The sequence below is a fragment of the Pontibacter sp. Tf4 genome (assembly GCF_014212495.1).
Lineage (GTDB): Bacteria > Bacteroidota > Bacteroidia > Cytophagales > Hymenobacteraceae > Pontibacter.
In genome coordinates this window covers 203478-222904 of record NZ_JACKZC010000007.1, presented here as the reverse complement: position 1 = coordinate 222904, position 19427 = coordinate 203478, and the positions used below count along the sequence as shown (strand labels likewise).

The window sequence follows — 19427 nt, the reverse complement described above, 5'->3', positions numbered from 1 at the left end:
TTTTTTAGTTATAGTTTGAGCAGCTTAGTCAAGCGCTTTAAAATCGAATGTCTCTAAGTAAGCTGTTGTAAAGTTACCTTCTTTAAAGCCTTTGTCATCCATCAGCTTCAGGTGGAAAGGGATCGTGGTTTTGATACCTTCAATTACGAACTCGCTCAGGGCGCGCTTCATTTTCACCAGGGCTTCTTCACGGGTCTGAGCACTTACGATCAGTTTTGCGATCATAGAGTCGTAGTTTGCCGGAATAGTATACCCAGAATAAACGTGCGAGTCAACGCGAACACCATGGCCACCTGGAACGTGCAGGTTTGTGATCTTGCCTGGGCTCGGACGGAAACCATTCTTCGGATCTTCGGCGTTTATACGGCACTCGATGGCGTGCATCTTAGGATAGTAGTTCTTACCGGTAATTTTCTCGCCGGCTGCTACCTTAATCTGCTCCTTTATCAGGTCGTAATCAATTACTTCTTCCGTAATAGGGTGCTCTACCTGGATACGCGTGTTCATCTCCATAAAGTAGAAATCACGGTTCTTGTCCACCAGGAACTCGATCGTACCAACACCTTCGTAGTTAATAGCTTTGGCACCTGCAATGGCAGCCTGACCCATTTTATCACGAAGCTCATCTGTAATGAACGGCGATGGCGTTTCCTCAACCAGTTTCTGGTGACGGCGCTGGATAGAGCAGTCACGTTCTGAAAGGTGGGCAGCATTTCCGTACTGGTCACCGATCAGCTGAATCTCAATGTGGCGTGGTTCCTCGATGTATTTCTCCAGGTAAATACCGTCGTTACCGAAAGCTGCGGCAGCTTCTGTACGGGCATCGTTCCAGGCTTTCTCAAACTCAGCCTCTTCTTTGATGATACGCATACCACGGCCACCACCACCAGCTGTAGCTTTGATGATTACCGGGTACTTAATTTTCTTGGCAAGCTTCATACCTTCTTCCACGTTCTTCAGAAGTCCTTCAGAACCTGGTATAGTTGGTACGCCAGCTTTTTTCATGGTGTCTTTCGCAGAGGCCTTGTCACCCATCTGGTTGATCATCTCCGGAGAGGCACCAATAAATTTGATGTTATTTTCAGCACAAATGCGCGAGAACTCCGCGTTCTCAGACAGGAAACCATAACCCGGGTGAATAGCGTCGGCATTAGTGATTTCGGCTGCAGCAATAATGTGCGGGATATTCAGGTAAGATTGTGAGCTTGGTGCCGGACCGATGCAAACAGCTTCGTCGGCAAAGCGCACGTGCAGGCTTTCCTTATCGGCGGTAGAGTAAACGGCCACCGTTTTAATGCCCATCTCTTTACACGTACGGATAATGCGCAGCGCGATCTCGCCCCGGTTGGCAATTAATATTTTCTTAAACATGATGTCGGATTTGTAGATTTGAAGATTTGTAGATTTGAAAATTATGAACAATGAAAATGGAGAGGTTTATAAGACCATCTCCATCTCCAAATTTTCTCATTTCCAAATTTTCAAATTTGAATATTAGCTTGGATCTACCAGGAACAGAGGCTGATCGTATTCAACTGGCGTGGCGTTATCTACCAGCACCTTCACGATCTTACCTGATACTTCAGACTCGATCTCGTTGAACAGCTTCATAGCTTCGATGATACAGATCACCTGGCCTTTTTTCACTTCGTCGCCTACGTTCACGAAAATTGGAGATTCGGGGCTGGCAGCGCGGTAGAACGTACCAATCATCGGTGCTTTAATGGCTACATACTTGCTGTCGTCGGAGGCTGGCGCAGGAGCGGCAGCAGGAGCAGCAGGTGCTGCCGGAGCAGGAGCAGCCTGTGGTGCAGCAACCGGAGCCGGAGCAGCAGGAGCGGCTGGTGCCGGCTCGCTTACATACTTCACTTTCTGGTTTGGCTCGCGCTGTACCGAAATTTTAAACTCTTCTGTTTCGATGTTGACTTTGTTCAGGCCGGATTTGGCGATGAAGTCGATAAGGTCCTGGATTTCTTTAGCTTTCATGTGTTATTTTACTCTTTCTGCGTAAGAATAAGTACGAGTGTCTACTTTAATTTTTTCGTCCTGGCCAATAAACAATGGCACCTGTATGGTAGCGCCTGTTTCTACAATGGCTGGTTTTGATGCGTTAGTGGCAGTATCACCTTTCAGGCCTGGCTCTGTGTAAGTTATAGTTAACTCTACAAAAGGAGGGATCTCGCAGGTAAGCGGGGTTTCCGTTTCAGCATGAAACAGTACAGTTACTTCCTGGCCTTCTTTCATCAGGTCTGCAAATGGCACCATTTCTTCCGGCAGGGTTACCTGCTCAAAAGAGTTCATGTCCATAAAGTTATATCCCATGTCATCTTTGTAGATAAACTGGTGCGGACGCTGCTCTACGCGGGCAGTCGTAATTTTATGGCCGGCAGAGAAGGTGTTATCTAATACTTTACCGCTTCTGATATTTCTTAGTTTGGTTCTTACGAATGCCGGGCCTTTGCCTGGCTTTACGTGCTGGAATTCTATTACCTGGTACAGGTCGTTGTTGAACTCAATTACAACGCCATTTTTTATGTCAGCGGTAGTTGCCATATAGTGTTCTGAGTCGTGTTGTACTTAAATGAAACGATAAAAGTATAGCGCAAAACTATGTTCTGCAAACAAAGTTAGTCAATCTGCCTGATTTGTGCTGTAAAATGATGTGATTTTGTCTTGGTTTTTATCCAATAAAACTATATGTTATGCATGCGTAACATATTATAACGCCGTTTTAGAGGGCCTAATAACTATAGTTTGGCCCAGGTTTTTACAAACAGAAAAGCCTATAGTTGGGCAGCCTACCGGTTTGTTTTAAACTATAGTTTACAGCCTTTCTGTCATGTTAATTGTCTATCCTGAAACCCAATGAGAAATTTAATGTTGTCAGGTTTTCCGTAGAGAGTTTATGATTTTCGAGCTGTACCCCTAACCTTATGCGGTTATAGTACATGCCGGCGCCAACACTATTCAGAATGGTTAAGCCCGGATGTTCGGGTCTTGCGTTAGAATCAGAATTTACGTTGAGCAGCGTTGTAACCCCAAAGCTTAGGAAAGGGAGGACATTAGAATATACCGCATCTCCAAAATTATACTGGGCAACAATCGGAACACGGAGAAAAAGGGCTGACTCTGATACTTTTTCATCGTTATAGTTCGAAAAAAAAGAATTCCGGTAGTATGTATAACTATAGGACATTACACCTAAACCAATCTTACCGGACAACTGTCTGCTTGTACCAGAGTGGATGATATCCCAGAAGTAGCCTACGGCATACCCTTCACCTTCGTAGTTGGAATCATCATCAGGTTTAGAGCCTTTTGTATAGAATGCCTCTAAGCCATGTTTCACTACTGCTTTAGTTTTAACGGTGTGTATCTGCGTCTGGGTTTTGGGAGCCATGCAGGCATTGTATTTCCCTACTTCGTCCATAATACTCTTGTCATTGAACGCGAGCCTGTCCAGGTTATCCTTATAATCTTTGCAATCACTGAAAATGGCACGCAGTGTACCTTTATAACGTGCATTTGTCTTCAGAATGCCTTCACTTAGTGTTTCGTACAGTCCCAGGGTGTAATAAGTACCGTCCTTTTTCAGGATGTACAGGTTGGTGTTATACTTATTTATAACAATGGACTGCTCTTCTTGCGGAAGTGGTAATTTATAAAGCTGGGTGTAGCCGCTGGTCATTAGTTTTGCAAAGCGTTGCACCCGGCTTATAGTTGCACCTTTTAGGATCTCGGCTTCTACGGCGCTATATACTATACCTGAATTACCAAACGAGAAAGAACTGATCTCAAGAGGCGTGTAAACTGTACTTTTCTCGGCTGTAAACTCTTTTTTAAACTCGATGGATTTTGTGAGGTCTGTTTCCGGAACATTTCTGATAAAGCCGTGCAGTGTGTCGCCTTCCTGTACAACATAGCCTTTTTCGAAAGAACTGGCCTGTGCTGCTGCCTGCAGACTGATGACTGATAATAAGAGTAAAATAGGAGTAAAGATTTTGATCATGGAGCGCTTGTTTTAAGGGTGTGCACAGGAAATAAACAGACATAAAAAAAGCGGCCTGAACCGCTTTTTAAATATACTAATATTTTCTTTTCACTATGTATTATTTTGGATCGTAGGCCCACTTCAGGTAAATGGCACCCCAGGTAAAACCACCACCAAAAGCAGCCAATACCAGGTTATCACCTTTTTTCAGCTGGTTTTCATACTCCCACAGGCAAAGCGGAATAGTGCCGCTGGTTGTGTTGCCATATTTGTGAATGTTCAGCATCACTTTCTCGTTGCTCAGGCCCATGCGGTTGGCAGTTGCCTCTATAATACGCTTGTTTGCCTGGTGTGGCACCAGCCAGGCCACATCTTCACCCGTCAGGTGGTTGCGCTCCATTACTTCAGCCGATACATCAGCCATACCCTTTACAGCAAACTTAAATACCTGCTGACCTTCCTGGTAAGCATAATGCTCGCGTGCCTGTACGGTTTCTATAGTTGCCGGCTTGCGGCTACCGCCTGCTTTCATGTGCAGGTACTGGGCACCGGTACCATCTGATTTAAGTACAGAGTCGATGATGCCGTAGCCTTCGGTGTTTGGTTCCAGCATTACAGCGCCGCCGCCATCACCAAAAATAATGCAGGTAGCTCTGTCGGTATAGTCTATGATAGAAGACATTTTATCGGCACCAACTACAATTACTTTTTTATACTGACCCGACTCCACAAACTTGGAACCTGTTACAAGGGCATACAGAAAACCGGAGCAGGCAGCCTGCAGGTCGTAGCCAAATGCGTTAACCGCGCCTACTTCAGCCGTGATCAGGTTGGCCGTTGCCGGGAAAACCATATCCGGGGTAGTAGTGGCACAGATCAGCAGGTCAACTTCTTCTGGTTTTGTATTGGTTTTTTTAAGCAGTTCTAATACAGCTGGTACCGCTATGTGGGAGGTACCTTTGCCTTCGCCTTTTAAAATGCGCCTTTCCTTAATGCCGGTACGGGAGGTTATCCATTCGTCATTGGTTTCCACCATTGTTTCGAGCTCCTTGTTGGTAAGCACGTATTCGGGTACGTAGCCTGCTACACCTGTGATCGCGGCAGTAATTTTACTCATCTTTAAAAGGTATTAGGTTGTTAGTTTAAGGCGGGCAAGATACAAAAAAACTTGGCACGCGCTCTCAGTTCTATAAAAAGTTAACTGAAACAGCTCGTGCCAAGTTCAAGTTGCGGAAATCACCGCGGATATTATTCGTTGTAGTTCTTTCTGAAACGCTCAGAGAGGTTAGTGGCTACCATTTTCTGGGCTTGCAGCACCATGTTGCAGATAGCAGTAGGAGTAGACACTCCATGACCGATAACTGCGTTGCCGTTTATACCTAAAATCGGGCTTCCACCTTCGGCCTCATAGTTAAACTTGTCGAAGAAAGGGTCATGCATCTTCTTCTCGTTCAATATGTCGTAGATAGACTCTGCCATTTTCAGGATAATGTTACCGGTATACCCGTCGCAAACAATAACGTCTGCCTTATCATTGAAAACGTCGCGGCCTTCTATGTTGCCGATAAAGTTTATAGTTTGATTTACCTTTAAGCGCTGGTGAGCAGCCTGTGTGTTCACAGTACCTTTGCCTTCTTCTTCGCCCAGGTTCATCAACCCTACTTTAGGATTCTTGATGTCGAGAACGTACCTGGCGTAAATAGAGCCAAGCTCAGCAAACTGCTCCAGTACTTCCGGTTTGCAATCTGCGTTTGCCCCAACATCCAGCATAATACCGTAACCACCATTAAGTTTAGGCACAAGCCCGGCAATAGATGGCCTTAAAATACCTTCTATCGCTTTAACGCTGAACATGGCTCCAACCAGCATGGCTCCGGTATTTCCTGCGCTGCAGAAAGCATCTGCTTTCCCGGCTTTCAGTAATCCGTACCCAACGGCTATGCTGGAGTCTGGTTTCTGGGTTAGCGCCTTGGTAGGGTGCTCGCCCATATCAATAACCTGGGTTGCATTAACCACTTTAATGCCTTTCCCGGTGTACCCATATTCTTGTAACAGCTGCTTAACAACATCTTCCTTGCCTATCAGCAGGATCTCATATTGTTCAGGAAGTTGCTTTTCGGCAAGTATGGCACCTTTAACAATTGCCTCCGGTGCATAATCGCCACCCATTGCGTCTAAGGCGATCCTCATGTAGTGGTTGGTGTTAAACTATACAGAACTAAAACTATGAGCAGCTAATGCTTACTGGGCGTTAGTTGTATAATTTTTGATTGCCAGTTTGCCTTTGTGATACAGGTCGCCTTCCACTACATAAGCGTGGTGAAACAGGTGCGGAGTATCTGTAGTCGGGCAGATCGCAATGGCTTTCTCAGAAAGTTTATAATGAGTTCTTCTCTTATCTCTTCTGGTCTTCGAAATCTTACGTTTAGGATGTGCCATTTTTTAGTTAAATAATTTATTTACTGTTGTTTATGATTCGTTAAGCTACTACTAATTCAGGTTCTTCAGTGCGTCCCAGCGCGGATCAATGTCGTTATCATCGTCATCATCGCTGTCGGCATCTGCGTCGCCGGTGTTTTTAGAAGAGTAGATCAGGATGTCGTCATCGCTTTCTTCATCGTCTTCTTCCAGGAACCGCGGGTGCAGCTTTTTCATTGGCAGCGACAACCCGATGTAATCATACAGGTGCTGCGCTACGTTTATCTGCTGCGTCTCGAACGCTATCTGCCACAGGTCTTCGTCCAGTTCCTTATCTTCCGGACCAAACTTCATGCGGAACGTTTCCTGCACATCTACCGGCTGATCAAACTCTTCCAGGCTTCTGTCGCAGGTAATGCGTACGGTACCTTTAATATCAAAATGCAGTGTCAGCAGGCTTTCGGTCTTCTCCAGTTCTACATCGGCGTGCAGTTTGCCGCCATGGATGATCTCTCCGCTGAAAAGGTCAAAGAATGAATCGTCCATGTCAAACTCGTACTGGTGCGTTTTATTGCTGAGTTTGGCAATGTTGATCTCGTATTCTTTTAGCTTCTTCACTACCGTTTTTTATTGCAAGTTGCAAAATTAGAACATTATTCTGAGAAATAAAATACCTGTTCGTTAAACAACAGGCATTTGTTCTGCAGTTCTCTTTTTTATTACATCGCAGGCCAGAAACAATGCTTCTCTGAAAGAGGTTTCGCTTGCCGTATGTTTGCTGGCAATATCATAGGCTGTACCATGGTCCGGTGAGGTGCGAACGATTGGCAGACCGGCCGTAAAGTTCACGCCGCTCTCAAATGCCAGTGTTTTAAATGGTATCAGTCCCTGGTCGTGGTACATTGATACAACGGCATCTACCTGCTTGTATAGTTGCTTGCCAAAAAAGCCATCGGCAGGGTAGGGGCCAAATACCAGGTGGCCTTTCTCTTTCAGGTGCATCACTGCCGGGCGAATTATTTCCAGTTCTTCGGTGCCCAGTAATCCGTTTTCGCCGGCGTGTGGGTTCAGGCCCAGCAAAGCAATACGTGGTTTCAGGATACCAAAATCCCTGCGCAGCGATTCTAACAGGATCGTTACCTTCCGGATGATGAGGTTGAAATTAAGTTTGCCGGCTACTTCCTTTACAGGCATGTGGCCGGTTATAGTTGCCACCCGCAGGTCGCCGCTCACAAGCAGCATCAGGCTTTCCGGCGCATCAAAATAAGAGGTCAGGAACTCGGTATGGCCCGGGAATTTAAACTCGTCTGTCTGGATGTTCTCCTTATCGATCGGTGCTGTCACAATGCCATCCAGCAATCCGGCTTTCAGGTCCTGGCAGGCTGCCATTAAGGAGTCTAGCGATGCTTTTCCGGATTCCGGCGTCGGGTTGCCCAGGTTTACTTCCAGGTTCTCGTCGAGGCAGGTGATCAGGTTAACCTTTTTAGGAACTATAGCCTGTATGGAGGATACCTGCTGGTAATGAAAATGCTCGGCACTCAGCGCCTTACGCACCTTATTAAGCACATTGGCAGACGCATAGATAACAGGCGTACAATAGTTAAGGATACGCTGGTCTGACAAGGTTTTGATGATCACTTCCGGACCGATGCCGTTGGTGTCGCCTATAGTTAAGCCTAATCGGGCTTTAAATCTGTTGTCCATTTTCTGTTAGTTAGCCTTCGTGCAAAGGAAGTTATACACTAAGCGTACGCCTGTACCTGTTGCCAGTTTTCCGCGGTAAGCGTCTTCGGCGTGCAGGTAAGCGGTACCGGCAATATCAAAGTGCACCCACGGGTAATCGGTAAAAGCTTCCAGGAACTTACCGGCGGTGATGTGGCCTGCTTCGGCTCCGCCAATGTTTTTCAGGTCGGCAATATCAGATTCCAGTTGCTTACCATACTCCGGGTAAAGCGGGAAATCCACGATGCGCTCATGCACTTTGTTACCAACTTTCTTCAGTTCGTTCATCACCTCATCGCCGGCAGTACCCATGGCAGCAATCGCTTCTTTGCCCAGGGCGCGTTGTGCGGCACCGGTGAGGGTTGCCAGATCAATTACCAGTTCCGGGTCATACTTTTTAGCAAAGCTCAGGGCATCGGCAAGTATCAGGCGGCCTTCGGCGTCGGTGTTCAGTACTTCCACGGTCATGCCGTTGTGCATGGTAATTACGTCGCCAGGGGCAACAGCCTGTCCGCCCGGGCGGTTATCGGTAGCCGGAATCAGGCCTATAATGTGCAGTGGCAGGTTGTTTTTAGCAGCAGCGTATAGCACCCCTGTAACCGCAGCAGCACCCGCCATATCAGACTTCATGTAGTCCATCGACATAGGCGTTGGTTTTAAGCTGAGACCACCGGTATCGTATACCACACCCTTGCCTACCAGCACATAAGGTTTGCTGTTTTTAGCGTTTTCCGGTTTCCACTCTAATATATTAAAAGTAGCGGGTTCTTCGCTGCCCTGGTTCACGGCCAGCAAGCCACCCATTTTCAAAGACTGTATCTTCAGTTCATCCAGCACATCAATGCTGAAACCAGCTTCGTTGGCCAGTTCTGTTAGCTGCTCGCTGAACTGCGGTGCCGACTGGTGGCTGTGTGGCTCGTTGATCAGGCTGCGGGTTTTGTATACGGCTTCCAGTAGGTTGGCCAGTTCCGCTACTTTCTGCTCACCTATAGTTTCGTCGGCTATAGTTATAGTTTTAAGCGTAGTTTCCTTGGTGTCTTTGGTCTTGTGCTTAAAGTACTGGTAGTTGCTCAGGTAAATGCCTTCGGCCAGGTATAAACTCGCGTCGGTGCCTGTCTTATCAACTATAGTTACGGCTTCGGATTTATCGGTTCTCAGCTGCTTCAGCAAACTATGGCCGGCCACGCGAAGTGTTTCGTTTTTCTGGTCTTCGGTTTTGGCATCCGGGCTTACAACAATATACACGCGGTGCGAATAGCGGTTCAGGTAGATGAATTTGGCTTCCTGCGCTACCTGTTGCTGCACATAGTTTTGCTCTTCCGGCTGCAGTTCTGTGAGCTCGTTAACCTTGTTGGCGGCAATAATCAGTGCCAGATCAGTATTTTTAGTAAAGCTTGTGTCGTATTTAAGTTGTGTTGGCATTTGTCGTTCGTATCTTTGAAGGCTGTAAATATAGTAACTATAAAACGTAATGCGAAAAAGAGCAGCCATAGCCGTTTATCGCACAATAAAGTTATAACGGGTTTCAGGTGAAAAGTATATTACTGCCCTGCAAACTATAAAGTATACATCGTGAGCAAAGTAAGTCCGAAGAAACATTTAGGCCAGCACTTCCTGGTAGATCAGAACATAGCCCAGAAGATTGTGGACCAGCTGACCATGCCCGAGGGCGTGCAGGATGTGCTGGAAATTGGCCCGGGCATGGGTGTGCTCACGCAGTACCTGCTGCAGCACCAGGAATACAGAACCACTGTGGTGGATATCGACCGTGAATCTATAGCTTATCTAAAAGAGCATTTTCCCGCACTGCAGGATCGTATTATCTCTGCCGACTTCCTGAAAACGGACCTGAGCAAGCTGTTCCCCGGTAAGTTTGCTATCATCGGTAACTTTCCTTATAATATATCGAGCCAGATATTTTTTAAAGTGCTGGAGCACCGCGATGTAGTGCCGGAAGTGGTGTGCATGATACAAAAGGAAGTGGCCGAACGTATTGCAGCGCCTCCGGGCTCTAAAACCTATGGCATTTTAAGCGTGCTGTTGCAGGCCTTTTACAGAATAGAGTATAACTTCACGGTGCACGAGCATGTGTTCCATCCGCCGCCAAAAGTAAAGTCTGGTGTCATCAGCCTGATCCGGAATGAGGTGAAAGAATTGCCATGTAACGAGAAGCTCTTTTTTGAAGTGGTTAAACTGAGTTTCGGAACACGAAGAAAGACGCTGCGTAACTGTCTCAAAAGTTATAACTTGCCGCCCGAAGTGCAGGCACAACCCGTTTTTGATAAGCGTGCCGAGCAATTGTCGGTGCAGGATTTTATAGAACTAACCCAGCTGGTAGAGCTGAACCAATAAGCGTATGCAGGTAGAGATCACAAGAGAGTATATCAACCAGGTAGAGGAAGCCATTGAACGTAAAGACTCGGAATTTATACTGAGTACGATGGCCGATATGTACCCGGCCGATATAACGACGGTGCTCTACGAACTGGATGCCAATGAATCGAAGTACGTGATGGACCTGCTGCCGCCTGAGGTGGGAGCTGAGATCCTGAGCGACCTGGACTACGACATCCGGACCGATTTTCTGCAGTATTTCACTTCTTCTGAGATTGCCCGCTACATCAACCTGATGCACTCGGATGATGCCGTGGATATATTGAACGAGCAATCGGTGCAGACGCGCGAGGAAGTTATTGCCTTAATTGAGAACGAAGAAAAAGCCGAAGACATACTGGACCTGCTGCACTACGAAGAAGATTGCGCGGGTGGTCTGATGGCAAAAGAGCTTATAAAAGTAAACCTGAACTGGCGCGTAAGGCAGTGTATTGAAGAGATCCGCAGGCAGGCCGAAGATGTGGAGCGCATCTATACCGTGTATGTGGTAGATAATAAGGATGTGCTGGTGGGACGCGTAAGCGTAAAAGCGCTGCTGCTCTCTAAAGACGATGTGCTGGTAAAGGATATCTATAGTACTGATGTGATCTCGATCGAGTCGTTTCGCGACGAAAACGAAGTGGTGAGCGTGATGCGAAAGTACGACCTGGAAGCTATCCCGGTGGTGAACATACAGGGCCGTTTGCTCGGCCGCATTACCATCGACGACGTGGTAGACGTAATGCAGGAGCAGGCCGAGTTAAGCCGTCAGCTCATGACGGGTATTACCGAGAACGTAGAGGAAGATGACAGCGTGTTCCGTATTTCGCGCTCGCGAATTCCGTGGCTGATCATCGGTATGATCGGGGGCTTGCTGGCAGCAAAGTTTATGGGATTGTTCGAGAAGGACATTGCCATACTTCCGGCCCTGGCACTGTTTGTACCACTTATTACAGCAACGGGTGGTAACGTAGGTATTCAGTCTTCTTCCATCATTATCCAGACATTATCTTCAAACGCTGTGATGTTTGATAAATTTGCACAGCGTATGTTTAAGCTGATTTTGGTAGCGCTGCTGAATGCGCTTATTATCTCGAGCCTTGTTTTTGCATTTACTTACTTGTCTTGGCAAGACCTTACACTTTCTCTGGTTGTTTCGGTAGCATTGTTTTCGGTGGTGATGCTGGCCTCGCTGATGGGAACGATAACCCCGATGGTACTCGATAAATTTGGCATCAACCCGGCTGTTGCCGCAGGTCCGTTCATTACAACCGCTAACGACTTACTTGGCCTTGCCATTTACTTCGGCGTAGCGCATTTGCTGTATAATCTGTAAAGAATTACGAATTACGAATTACGAATTACGAATTACGAATTACGAATTACGTTTTTCTGAACAACTATAGTTCGCGGGTCGTTTTTAGTGTTGCGGTTTTCGTAACTCCTAAACTCTTAGTCAACTTTCTAACTTTTTAACTTCCAAACTTTCTAACTATTATGCGTGTCCTGATAATCGACGAGATGCACCCGAGTATTTTCCCGATGCTGGAGCGTATTGGGGTGGAAGCGGACTACAGGCCAACTATAAAACCGATAGAGGTGTGCGAAGCATTGGCTGGTTTTGACGGGCTTATTGTTCGGAGCAAAATGCGCATCACGGCTGAAACTATAAAATATGCCGATAAGCTGAAATTTGTAGCCCGCGCCGGAGCTGGCGTCGATAACATAGATGCGGGTGCACTGGAGGAACGCGGCGTAGCTTTGCTGGCTGCCAACGAAGGAAACCGGCAGGCGGTAGGGGAGTTTACGCTGGGGTTGCTGCTTTCGCTTACCCGCAACATTGCCCGCGGCGACCGCGAAGTGCGCCAAAAAGTGTGGCTGCGCGAAGAGAACCGTGGCGAAGAGATAGGCGGCAAAACCATCGGTATATTTGGCTACGGCAACATGGGGCAGAGCTTTGCGCGCGTGCTGCAGGGCTTTGGCTGCCGCATTTTAGCTTACGATAAGTTTGCCCCCGAAAAAGTAACGGTGCCGGCCGAACAGGTGCCGATGCAAGTGATACAGGCTGAAGCTGATGTAGTGAGCTTCCATATTCCGTACATCCCGGAGAACTATAACTTTGCAGATGACGCTTTTTTTAGTGGTTTTAAAAAGCCGGTCTGGTTCCTGAATACCTCGCGTGGCGAAGTGGTAGACCAGACAGCTTTGGTAAAACACCTGCAGAAAGGAACTCTAAAAGGTGCTGCGCTGGATGTGCTGGAAAACGAAAGACTGCACACCCTGACCGAGGAGCAACTGGCCAACTATAGTTACCTGGCGAAGGCCCGAAACGTAGTGCTCACCCCACACATTGGCGGCTGGACTCACGAGTCGTATGTGAAGATAAATGAGGTGCTGGTACAGAAAATAGAAGCCCTGATCCAACGATAAACTATAGTGATACTTACTATCCGTAAAGCGCAGCCCGACGACATAGCCTGGGTAAATGCGCAGTATCAGCAGGTTCATTTCCAGTTATCAAACTATAGCAATGAGCTGATCGTGATTGCCGAAGCAAACGGTGAAAAAGCAGGCGTGGGCCGGCTGGTAACGGTAGATGAGAACACGCTGGAACTGGGCGGTATGTATGTGCCGGAGAGCTTCCGGCGGTTTGGCGTTGCCCGAACTATAGTTACTTTTCTGGTGGCACAGGTAACAGGAAAAACACTTTTCTGCCTGCCGTTTGAGCACCTGCAGCACTTTTACGAAAGCTGTGGTTTTAAGCCTGTTGCAGACCCGGGCCGGGTGCCGCCTAAAGTGTTGCAAAAGTGGGAATGGTGCAACCAGGTTTACCCGCACAAAACGCTTTTGCTTACCCGGCAGGTTTAATTCCGGTAAAAATTTAAAAACTACAGGGCAGACGCTTGTAATTAAAAATTTATTATATTTGCCTAAACAGCACGTAAGCAGAATAGCTGCTTGCCTATTGTAAAACCTTATTACCAGCATATGGTAAAACACGCATTGCCGCTACAGGTGGTACTGCCCTGAGAAAAGAACGAATATAATTTACATAGTTGGCAAAGAGAACGGTTATGATCAGCATAACCGTTCTCTTTGTTTTTGTGTTTTAAACAAAAGAACAATAGTATGAGCAAAGTATCGTATTACACCGCCGAAGGTTTACAGAAACTGAAAGAAGAGTTACACGAACTGAAAACAAAAGGCCGCTCGGAAGTAGCGCGTCAGCTTGCCGAAGCACGCGATAAAGGCGACCTGAGCGAGAACGCCGAGTATGACGCTGCCAAAGATGCGCAGGGCCACCTGGAACTGAAGATCGCTAAAATGGAAGAAGTGGTAGGCAACGCCCGCCTGATTGACGAGTCGAACCTGGACAGCAGCAAAGCCCTTATTCTGTCTAAAGTAAAGATCAAAAACCTGAAGAACAATATGGTAGTAGACTATACTTTAGTAGCTGAAGAAGAAGCGGACCTGGCATCCGGTAAAATCTCTGTTAAATCCCCGATCGGGAAGGGCCTGTTGGGCAAATCGGTAGGGGAGATTGCTGAGATAACCGTGCCGGCCGGAAAACTGCAGTTCGAGATTTTAGACATCAGCCGATAACCTATGGAAGCTTCGATTTTTACCAAAATTGTAAATGGCGAGATACCTGCCTATAAAATTGCAGAAGACGACCGCTTCCTTGCTTTTCTGGATGTGTTCCCGACCACCAAAGGGCATACCCTGGTAATACCGAAGCAGCAGATCGACTACATTTTTGATCTGGACGACGAATTGTACCTGGGCCTTATGGCTTTTGCCAAGAAAGTAGCGGCAGCTATAGAAAAAGCCGTGCCTTGCAAGCGCGTTGGCGTAGCCGTAGTTGGCCTGGAAGTACCGCACGCCCATGTGCACCTTATTCCGTTATACAGCATGCAGGACATGAACTTTGCCAACAAAAAGCAGTTCAGCCAGCAGGAGTTTGAAGAAACCCTTGAAAAGATAAGATCCGCCTACAACGGGTAGTTCACAAGTAGGAAATCATTGCAACAGCCGGAAAGAAGTTCACCTTCGTTCCGGCTGTTTTGTTTCTGTCTGAATCAGGATTTGCAGGATTAAGGGATTTTCAGGATTGAGCTTTTGCTATAGTTTGAGCTATTATTTTATAGTAGCTGCTTTAACACCCCTGTAGTCCCCTCAAGGGGACAATCTCTGCCTTTGCTATAGTTGCCAGCTATAGTTTCATAGTTACAGACCAAGAGCGGACAGGTCGCGACCTGTCCCTACGAAACTACAAACACGAGTAAAACCGATCTGCTTTAGCTAAGAGCAAATACATCAACTATAGCAAGAGCATAAACTATCGAATTGATTTCAGTCTTTGGGTTGAGCGCCTCGAGAGGTTCCGGTGCCGTCAGGCATGGCGACGTCAGGAGCCAAGGAAGCGAAAGCAGCGCGATGCCCGAAGACGGGTCCTCCCGGCCCGGGAGGGAGCCAAACAAGCTATAAAACGATGGGTGATTAGAGCTCCCAGGATGAAGAGTGGCTATGAAACAACGGCTTGGTTCGAATAGTAGGCAAAATAAACTATAGAACTATAGCCTTTGAGCCCAAACTATAGTCTGAGATAGATTTCTCGCTACACTCGAAATGACAGAAAAGAAACTATAGGACACATAAGATGTCTCGGCTGCGCTCGACATGACAAATTGGGAAACTGTAGCTTACCGAACTATAATTGTAAACCTGCCCCTGCAATTTTTAGGAACGAACGCAGATGCTTGCGCAAGCATCAGCTTTTAAACAAACTATAAACTACCTCAAAAACAAAAAGCGCAGCAAGATTAAACCAGCTGCGCTTTCAGTAAATTAATAAGTAACCTATAGTTTGGTTGTATCTGCTGGTTGCTGCTTTAGCTTCTCCTGCTCTTTTGCCTGTTTCTTAAAGAACCCACGTAACAGGAAATTGCTTTGCAGGGCTTCCATGTTCTGGTCAAATTTCTGGGTGCTGGTTTCCAGGTTCTGCATGGTGTTCTGCAGGTTGCGGGCAAATTCCGGATCAGTTAGCAGTACGCCCAGGGCGCTGTTCTTGTCGTTGAGGTTGGTGCTGGCCTGCTGCAGGTTTTGTGTGAGGACTGCTGCCGATGTGGATGCCTCCCTGAGTTGCGCCATTGATGCCTGTAACTGGTTGAAGACTGTTGTATCGGTCAGGAGCTCGGAGGCCAGGCTGCCGGGCGTATTAAGCTGCGAAGTAAAGCGGTTCAGGTCGTTTGAGGCACGCATCGTGTTCTGCGACATGCGCTGCAGGTTGGCAACAATCGTTCTGAAGTTCTCAGCCATCATGGTATCGGTGAGCAGGGCACCCACAGTACCTTCGCCGTTCACTAACTTGGTGGAGAGCTGCTTGAAATCGCCGGTAATGGCTACCAGGTTTTTGTTATTCTGCTGCAGCGTTTCCATCAGGTCGTCGGTGTTCAGCGGGTTTACGCCGGTAATTCTGTCACCGTCCTCCACAGGTGGCGATTGCGGGCTGCCGCTCTCGATGATGATGTTCTTGTTACCGATAAAGCTTTCGGAACTGATGCGGGCCACGGCATCTTTGCGGATGTACTGTTGGGCGCTTTCCTCAATGTTCATGATCACTTCTACCTGCGAATCGCCATAGAGCTGAATGGACTTGATGGTACCAATTTTTACCCCGGAAAACCAGACGTTGTTTCCTGCTTTCAGACCTGCCACATCATCAAAAACCGACCTTACCGAAATCGTATCGATAAAGCGTTTCTGCTGACCGCCTAACGTAAAAATACCTGCTATCAGAATGATGAGGGCAAGGAGCACAAAAATGCCTACTATGATAGCGCGTTTATTATCTGCCATGTGCGTTATTCAGTAAAATTGTAGTTATAAAAAGCTTTTACGCGTTCATCTTCCGTATCAAACACTTCCTCAAAAGACCCCTGCCGCTGGAACTGCCCGTCGAGGAGCATCACAATGCGGTCGCCTACGGCTTTGGCGCAGGTCAGGTCGTGGGTAATGATGATGGATGACGTGTTAAAGCGTCGTTGTACTTCATTTATTAAGGTGTTGATGTCCTGACTGGTGATCGGGTCCAGACCTGCCGTCGGCTCGTCGTAGAGCATAATTTCGGGGCGCAGAATAAGGGTACGGGCAATACCTATACGCTTGCGCTGACCACCGGATAACTCCGAAGGCATCTGGTTCACTGTTTGCGCCAGCCCCACTGCTTCCAGCACTACATCAATAATACGCGACCGGTCGCGGGCAGTCATGTCTTTAGAGTGGCGGATCAGCGGAAACTCCAGGTTTTCCTTCACCGTCATACTATCGTACAGGGCACTGTTCTGGAACGAAAAACCTATCTTGAGACGCAGCGCGTCCAGTTGTTTTGGTGTCAGTTTATCTACTTCCTGGCCCAGTACATTCACCATGCCTTTATCGGGGCGCAAAAGGCCGGATATGATCTTGATCAGTACTGACTTACCAGTTCCGGAACGGCCCAAAACTACCAGGTTTTCGCCTTTGTACAAGTCCAGGTCCACGCCCTTTAAAACCTCAAAATCATCAAACGCTTTTGTTAAGCCCCTGATGGTGATGACCTTGTCGTTATAATCTATTTTAGAGTTTGGTTTCTTCATCTGTAAAAGCAATTACATCACCCTGATCGCGTTGATGACCTGCATGGTCAGCAGCTCTTCGATAAAGATCAGGAACATGGCCGTAACTACCGAGGAGTTGGCCGCTTTGCCCACGCCCTCGGTTCCTTTGGAGGAATGATAGCCTTTGTAGCAGCCTACCATCCCGATCGTGAAGCCAAACAGCACTGATTTTACCGCCGACGCAATAATGTCCAGGAACGTAATGGCATCAAATACCTGCGTAAAAAAGGTTTGCAGGGTAGTGAGCTCGTTCTGATGTACGTTCAGGTACCCGCCCAGCAGAGCCACCAGCGTGGTGTACATGGTAAGTGCCGGAATCATAAGTGTGGTGGCCAGCACACGGCTTACTACCAGGAACTTATACGGATTTGTGGCTGAAACCTCCATGGCGTCGATCTGCTCGGTTACGCGCATAGACCCGAGCTCAGCGCCGATACTCGATCCGACTTTTCCGGAAGCAATAATAGCGGTAACCAGCGGCCCCATGGCACGCACAATAGCTACCGAAATTAGGGCCGGCAACCACGACGTAGCCCCAAACTCAGACAGCGACGGGCGCGACTGGTTGGTGAAAACGATACCGATGATAAAGGCTGTAATGGAAATAAGCGGCAATGATTTAACGCCGACTTCGTAGCACTGCCTGATAATTTCGCGGCCTTCGTAGGGTGGTACAAAAACTTCGCGGAAAAAGCGGCTAACGAAAGCGTATATCTGGTACAGCTCCAGGAAAAGGCGGTCTAACCTTTTGGTAATAAAGTATTTGTGGCGAGGTGTATTGTTTTTTTCTCTGTTGCTGGAATCCATTAGCTAATTTGCTGCGGCCAATTTTTGCTCAAGTTTACTATAAAAAAGCGAATAAGGGACCCTTGTTCAATAATTAACTCCTCATACGTAGTCCCGACTAAAAGGCAAAGGTAACCCAAAAGCTTTTTTAAGCCTAACGTAACAGCGCTTATATAGTGTATTTCGGATGAAGTAAAGTTTAGAGGTGAATTAAGAATTAAGAATTAAGAATTCTTTTTACTCAGCTTTTTGTCTGAATCAGGATTTGCAGGATTAGAGGATTTTCAGGATTTGGGTTTTTGTGTAGTTGAGACTATATCTCTATAGTTGCGGTAATCAAACCACCCCTGCCCCTCCTTATCTAAGGAGGGGAACTCTGAGCCAATACTATAGTTTCAGCTATAGTTCTATAGTTACAGCCTGTGAAAAGGACAGGTCGCGACCTGTCCCTACGGAAATACGACCATGAGGAAAACTGATCTGCCTTAACGAAGAGCAAGTCCAGATAACTATAGTTTAAGCTTTAGCTATCAAACCGATATCAGTCTTTGGGTTGAGCGCCTTTGACTTGTTGCGGTGCCGCAGGCAATCCGAGGGACGAGGATAGCAAGAAGGCAGCAGTGCGATGCCCGAAGACGGGGCCTCCCGGCCACAGAGGGAGCCAAGGAAACTATGGCACGATAGGCTCTTAAAGCTCCCTGGATGAAGAGTGGCTATGAAATAGAAGGCTTGTTTCCAGCAGTAGGCAAAGCCAACTATAGAACTATAGCCTTTGAGATTCAACTTTAGTTTGAGATGGATTTCTCACTGTGTTCGAAATGACAGTAGTTACTTTAGGACAAATAAGATCCCTCGGCTAACGCTCGGGATGACCAAAGAGAGTCTAAAATTTAACCGAACTACTTCGTAGCTAAACGATCCGGATTCTCCGTTAAAAAACCTTTCCAGGACTTAGCACCCGACTTGGCATTGTTTCCTTTCTGGTAATGGTGGCAAAGTGCGACCGACAAAGCATCGGTGGCATCAAACATTTTGGGGTCAGGCTGTATTTTCAGGATCTGAACCAGCATGGCGGCCACCTGCTCTTTAGAGGCATTACCATTACCGGTAACCGATTGCTTTACTTTTTTGGGAGCGTATTCCACGTATGGTATGTCGCGGGAAAGGGCGGCGGCAATGGCAACACCCTGGGCACGACCCAGTTTAAGCATGCTTTGCACGTTCACTCCAAAGAAAGGCGATTCGATGGCCAGCTCGTCGGGCAAATACTCGTCAATGAGCTGTATCATGCGGTCGAAAATTTTCTTTAACTTGATGGCGTGGTTGCTGTAGCTTTTCAGGTGAATAACGCCGTACTGCACTACCTTTACCTTGGAACCGGTAACTTCGATAAGTCCGTAGCCCATAACCTGGGTGCCAGGGTCGATGCCAAGAATTAATTTATTAGGCGGAAGCGCAGAAGAGTAAACCATAAGGCT

The 19427-nt window shown here is 47.2% G+C and carries 21 protein-coding genes; 6 read left to right on the top strand and 15 right to left on the bottom strand.

What is annotated here, in order from left to right; all coding sequences use genetic code 11:
• Nucleotides 1-24: 24 nt before the first annotated feature.
• From accC to H7F15_RS13190, 10 genes are all read right to left on the bottom strand, one after another.
• Nucleotides 25-1371, bottom strand: a complete 1347-nt coding sequence (gene accC, locus H7F15_RS13235) for an acetyl-CoA carboxylase biotin carboxylase subunit (protein WP_185197461.1) — start codon at nt 1369-1371, stop codon at nt 25-27.
• A gap of 123 nt (nt 1372-1494) precedes the next feature.
• Complete coding sequence (gene accB / locus H7F15_RS13230; protein ID WP_185197460.1) at nt 1495-1986, bottom strand: acetyl-CoA carboxylase biotin carboxyl carrier protein; 492 nt, start codon at nt 1984-1986, stop codon at nt 1495-1497.
• Nucleotides 1987-1989: 3 nt separating this feature from the next.
• Nucleotides 1990-2553 (bottom strand): elongation factor P, encoded by a 564-nt coding sequence (gene efp / locus H7F15_RS13225; protein ID WP_185197459.1) that lies wholly within the window; start codon nt 2551-2553, stop codon nt 1990-1992.
• A 289-nt stretch (nt 2554-2842) separates the two neighbouring features.
• Nucleotides 2843-4009 (bottom strand): hypothetical protein, encoded by a 1167-nt coding sequence (locus tag H7F15_RS13220; RefSeq protein WP_185197458.1) that lies wholly within the window; start codon nt 4007-4009, stop codon nt 2843-2845.
• Nucleotides 4010-4109: 100 nt separating this feature from the next.
• Nucleotides 4110-5108 (bottom strand): beta-ketoacyl-ACP synthase III, encoded by a 999-nt coding sequence (locus H7F15_RS13215; protein WP_185197457.1) that lies wholly within the window; start codon nt 5106-5108, stop codon nt 4110-4112.
• A gap of 131 nt (nt 5109-5239) precedes the next feature.
• Complete coding sequence (gene plsX / locus H7F15_RS13210) at nt 5240-6181, bottom strand: phosphate acyltransferase PlsX (protein WP_185197456.1); 942 nt, start codon at nt 6179-6181, stop codon at nt 5240-5242.
• A 51-nt stretch (nt 6182-6232) separates the two neighbouring features.
• Complete coding sequence (rpmF, locus tag H7F15_RS13205; protein ID WP_163913685.1) at nt 6233-6430, bottom strand: 50S ribosomal protein L32; 198 nt, start codon at nt 6428-6430, stop codon at nt 6233-6235.
• 51 nt (nt 6431-6481) lie between these two features.
• Entirely contained in the window at nt 6482-7027 is a 546-nt protein-coding gene (locus H7F15_RS13200; RefSeq protein ID WP_185197455.1) for a DUF177 domain-containing protein, read from the bottom strand.
• 63 nt (nt 7028-7090) lie between these two features.
• Entirely contained in the window at nt 7091-8113 is a 1023-nt protein-coding gene (gene pdxA, locus H7F15_RS13195; protein WP_185197454.1) for a 4-hydroxythreonine-4-phosphate dehydrogenase PdxA, read from the bottom strand.
• Nucleotides 8114-8119: 6 nt separating this feature from the next.
• Nucleotides 8120-9553, bottom strand: coding sequence for a M17 family metallopeptidase (locus tag H7F15_RS13190; protein ID WP_185197453.1), 1434 nt, complete (start codon nt 9551-9553; stop codon nt 8120-8122).
• A 150-nt stretch (nt 9554-9703) separates the two neighbouring features.
• Between H7F15_RS13190 and rsmA the strand changes: the two genes are divergently transcribed.
• The 6 genes from rsmA to H7F15_RS13160 all read left to right on the top strand — a co-directional run bounded on the left by rsmA (nt 9704) and on the right by H7F15_RS13160 (nt 14509).
• Nucleotides 9704-10483, top strand: coding sequence for a 16S rRNA (adenine(1518)-N(6)/adenine(1519)-N(6))-dimethyltransferase RsmA (gene rsmA / locus H7F15_RS13185; RefSeq protein ID WP_185197452.1), 780 nt, complete (start codon nt 9704-9706; stop codon nt 10481-10483).
• Between the two features lie 4 nt (nt 10484-10487).
• On the top strand, nt 10488-11840 hold the full coding sequence (gene mgtE / locus H7F15_RS13180; protein ID WP_185197451.1) for a magnesium transporter: 1353 nt from the start codon (nt 10488-10490) through the stop codon (nt 11838-11840).
• Between the two features lie 161 nt (nt 11841-12001).
• On the top strand, nt 12002-12934 hold the full coding sequence (locus tag H7F15_RS13175; protein WP_185197450.1) for an NAD(P)-dependent oxidoreductase: 933 nt from the start codon (nt 12002-12004) through the stop codon (nt 12932-12934).
• A gap of 6 nt (nt 12935-12940) precedes the next feature.
• Nucleotides 12941-13372 (top strand): GNAT family N-acetyltransferase, encoded by a 432-nt coding sequence (locus tag H7F15_RS13170; RefSeq protein WP_185197449.1) that lies wholly within the window; start codon nt 12941-12943, stop codon nt 13370-13372.
• 261 nt (nt 13373-13633) lie between these two features.
• The gene (gene greA / locus H7F15_RS13165) at nt 13634-14107 is read left to right on the top strand and encodes a transcription elongation factor GreA (RefSeq protein ID WP_185197448.1); all 474 of its coding nucleotides are present in this window, start codon (nt 13634-13636) and stop codon (nt 14105-14107) included.
• 3 nt (nt 14108-14110) lie between these two features.
• Complete coding sequence (locus H7F15_RS13160; RefSeq protein WP_185197447.1) at nt 14111-14509, top strand: HIT family protein; 399 nt, start codon at nt 14111-14113, stop codon at nt 14507-14509.
• 293 nt (nt 14510-14802) lie between these two features.
• Here H7F15_RS13160 and H7F15_RS13155 read toward each other — a convergent pair whose 3' ends face one another.
• From H7F15_RS13155 to ruvC, 5 genes are all read right to left on the bottom strand, one after another.
• Entirely contained in the window at nt 14803-14985 is a 183-nt protein-coding gene (locus H7F15_RS13155) for a hypothetical protein (RefSeq protein WP_185197446.1), read from the bottom strand.
• 379 nt (nt 14986-15364) lie between these two features.
• On the bottom strand, nt 15365-16363 hold the full coding sequence (locus H7F15_RS13150) for an MlaD family protein (RefSeq protein WP_185197445.1): 999 nt from the start codon (nt 16361-16363) through the stop codon (nt 15365-15367).
• A gap of 5 nt (nt 16364-16368) precedes the next feature.
• On the bottom strand, nt 16369-17142 hold the full coding sequence (locus tag H7F15_RS13145) for an ABC transporter ATP-binding protein (RefSeq protein WP_185197444.1): 774 nt from the start codon (nt 17140-17142) through the stop codon (nt 16369-16371).
• A gap of 12 nt (nt 17143-17154) precedes the next feature.
• Nucleotides 17155-17970: an ABC transporter permease gene (locus H7F15_RS13140; RefSeq protein ID WP_185197443.1), complete on the bottom strand. Its 816-nt coding sequence runs from the start codon at nt 17968-17970 to the stop codon at nt 17155-17157.
• 878 nt (nt 17971-18848) lie between these two features.
• On the bottom strand, nt 18849-19421 hold the full coding sequence (gene ruvC, locus H7F15_RS13135) for a crossover junction endodeoxyribonuclease RuvC (RefSeq protein WP_185197442.1): 573 nt from the start codon (nt 19419-19421) through the stop codon (nt 18849-18851).
• Nucleotides 19422-19427 lie beyond the last annotated feature (6 nt).

What these genes read in the sequence shown, in the direction of transcription:
- accC (WP_185197461.1), bottom strand. Translation starts at nt 1,371, where the DNA reads ATGTTTAAGAAAATATTAATTGCCAACCGGGGCGAGATCGCGCTGCGC.
- accB (WP_185197460.1), bottom strand. Translation starts at nt 1,986, where the DNA reads ATGAAAGCTAAAGAAATCCAGGACCTTATCGACTTCATCGCCAAATCC.
- efp (WP_185197459.1), bottom strand. Translation starts at nt 2,553, where the DNA reads ATGGCAACTACCGCTGACATAAAAAATGGCGTTGTAATTGAGTTCAAC.
- H7F15_RS13220 (WP_185197458.1), bottom strand. Translation starts at nt 4,009, where the DNA reads ATGATCAAAATCTTTACTCCTATTTTACTCTTATTATCAGTCATCAGT.
- H7F15_RS13215 (WP_185197457.1), bottom strand. Translation starts at nt 5,108, where the DNA reads ATGAGTAAAATTACTGCCGCGATCACAGGTGTAGCAGGCTACGTACCC.
- plsX (WP_185197456.1), bottom strand. Translation starts at nt 6,181, where the DNA reads ATGAGGATCGCCTTAGACGCAATGGGTGGCGATTATGCACCGGAGGCA.
- rpmF (WP_163913685.1), bottom strand. Translation starts at nt 6,430, where the DNA reads ATGGCACATCCTAAACGTAAGATTTCGAAGACCAGAAGAGATAAGAGA.
- pdxA (WP_185197454.1), bottom strand. Translation starts at nt 8,113, where the DNA reads ATGGACAACAGATTTAAAGCCCGATTAGGCTTAACTATAGGCGACACC.
- H7F15_RS13190 (WP_185197453.1), bottom strand. Translation starts at nt 9,553, where the DNA reads ATGCCAACACAACTTAAATACGACACAAGCTTTACTAAAAATACTGAT.
- mgtE (WP_185197451.1), top strand. Translation starts at nt 10,488, where the DNA reads ATGCAGGTAGAGATCACAAGAGAGTATATCAACCAGGTAGAGGAAGCC.
- H7F15_RS13175 (WP_185197450.1), top strand. Translation starts at nt 12,002, where the DNA reads ATGCGTGTCCTGATAATCGACGAGATGCACCCGAGTATTTTCCCGATG.
- greA (WP_185197448.1), top strand. Translation starts at nt 13,634, where the DNA reads ATGAGCAAAGTATCGTATTACACCGCCGAAGGTTTACAGAAACTGAAA.
- H7F15_RS13160 (WP_185197447.1), top strand. Translation starts at nt 14,111, where the DNA reads ATGGAAGCTTCGATTTTTACCAAAATTGTAAATGGCGAGATACCTGCC.
- H7F15_RS13150 (WP_185197445.1), bottom strand. Translation starts at nt 16,363, where the DNA reads ATGGCAGATAATAAACGCGCTATCATAGTAGGCATTTTTGTGCTCCTT.
- H7F15_RS13145 (WP_185197444.1), bottom strand. Translation starts at nt 17,142, where the DNA reads ATGAAGAAACCAAACTCTAAAATAGATTATAACGACAAGGTCATCACC.
- H7F15_RS13140 (WP_185197443.1), bottom strand. Translation starts at nt 17,970, where the DNA reads ATGGATTCCAGCAACAGAGAAAAAAACAATACACCTCGCCACAAATAC.
- ruvC (WP_185197442.1), bottom strand. Translation starts at nt 19,421, where the DNA reads ATGGTTTACTCTTCTGCGCTTCCGCCTAATAAATTAATTCTTGGCATC.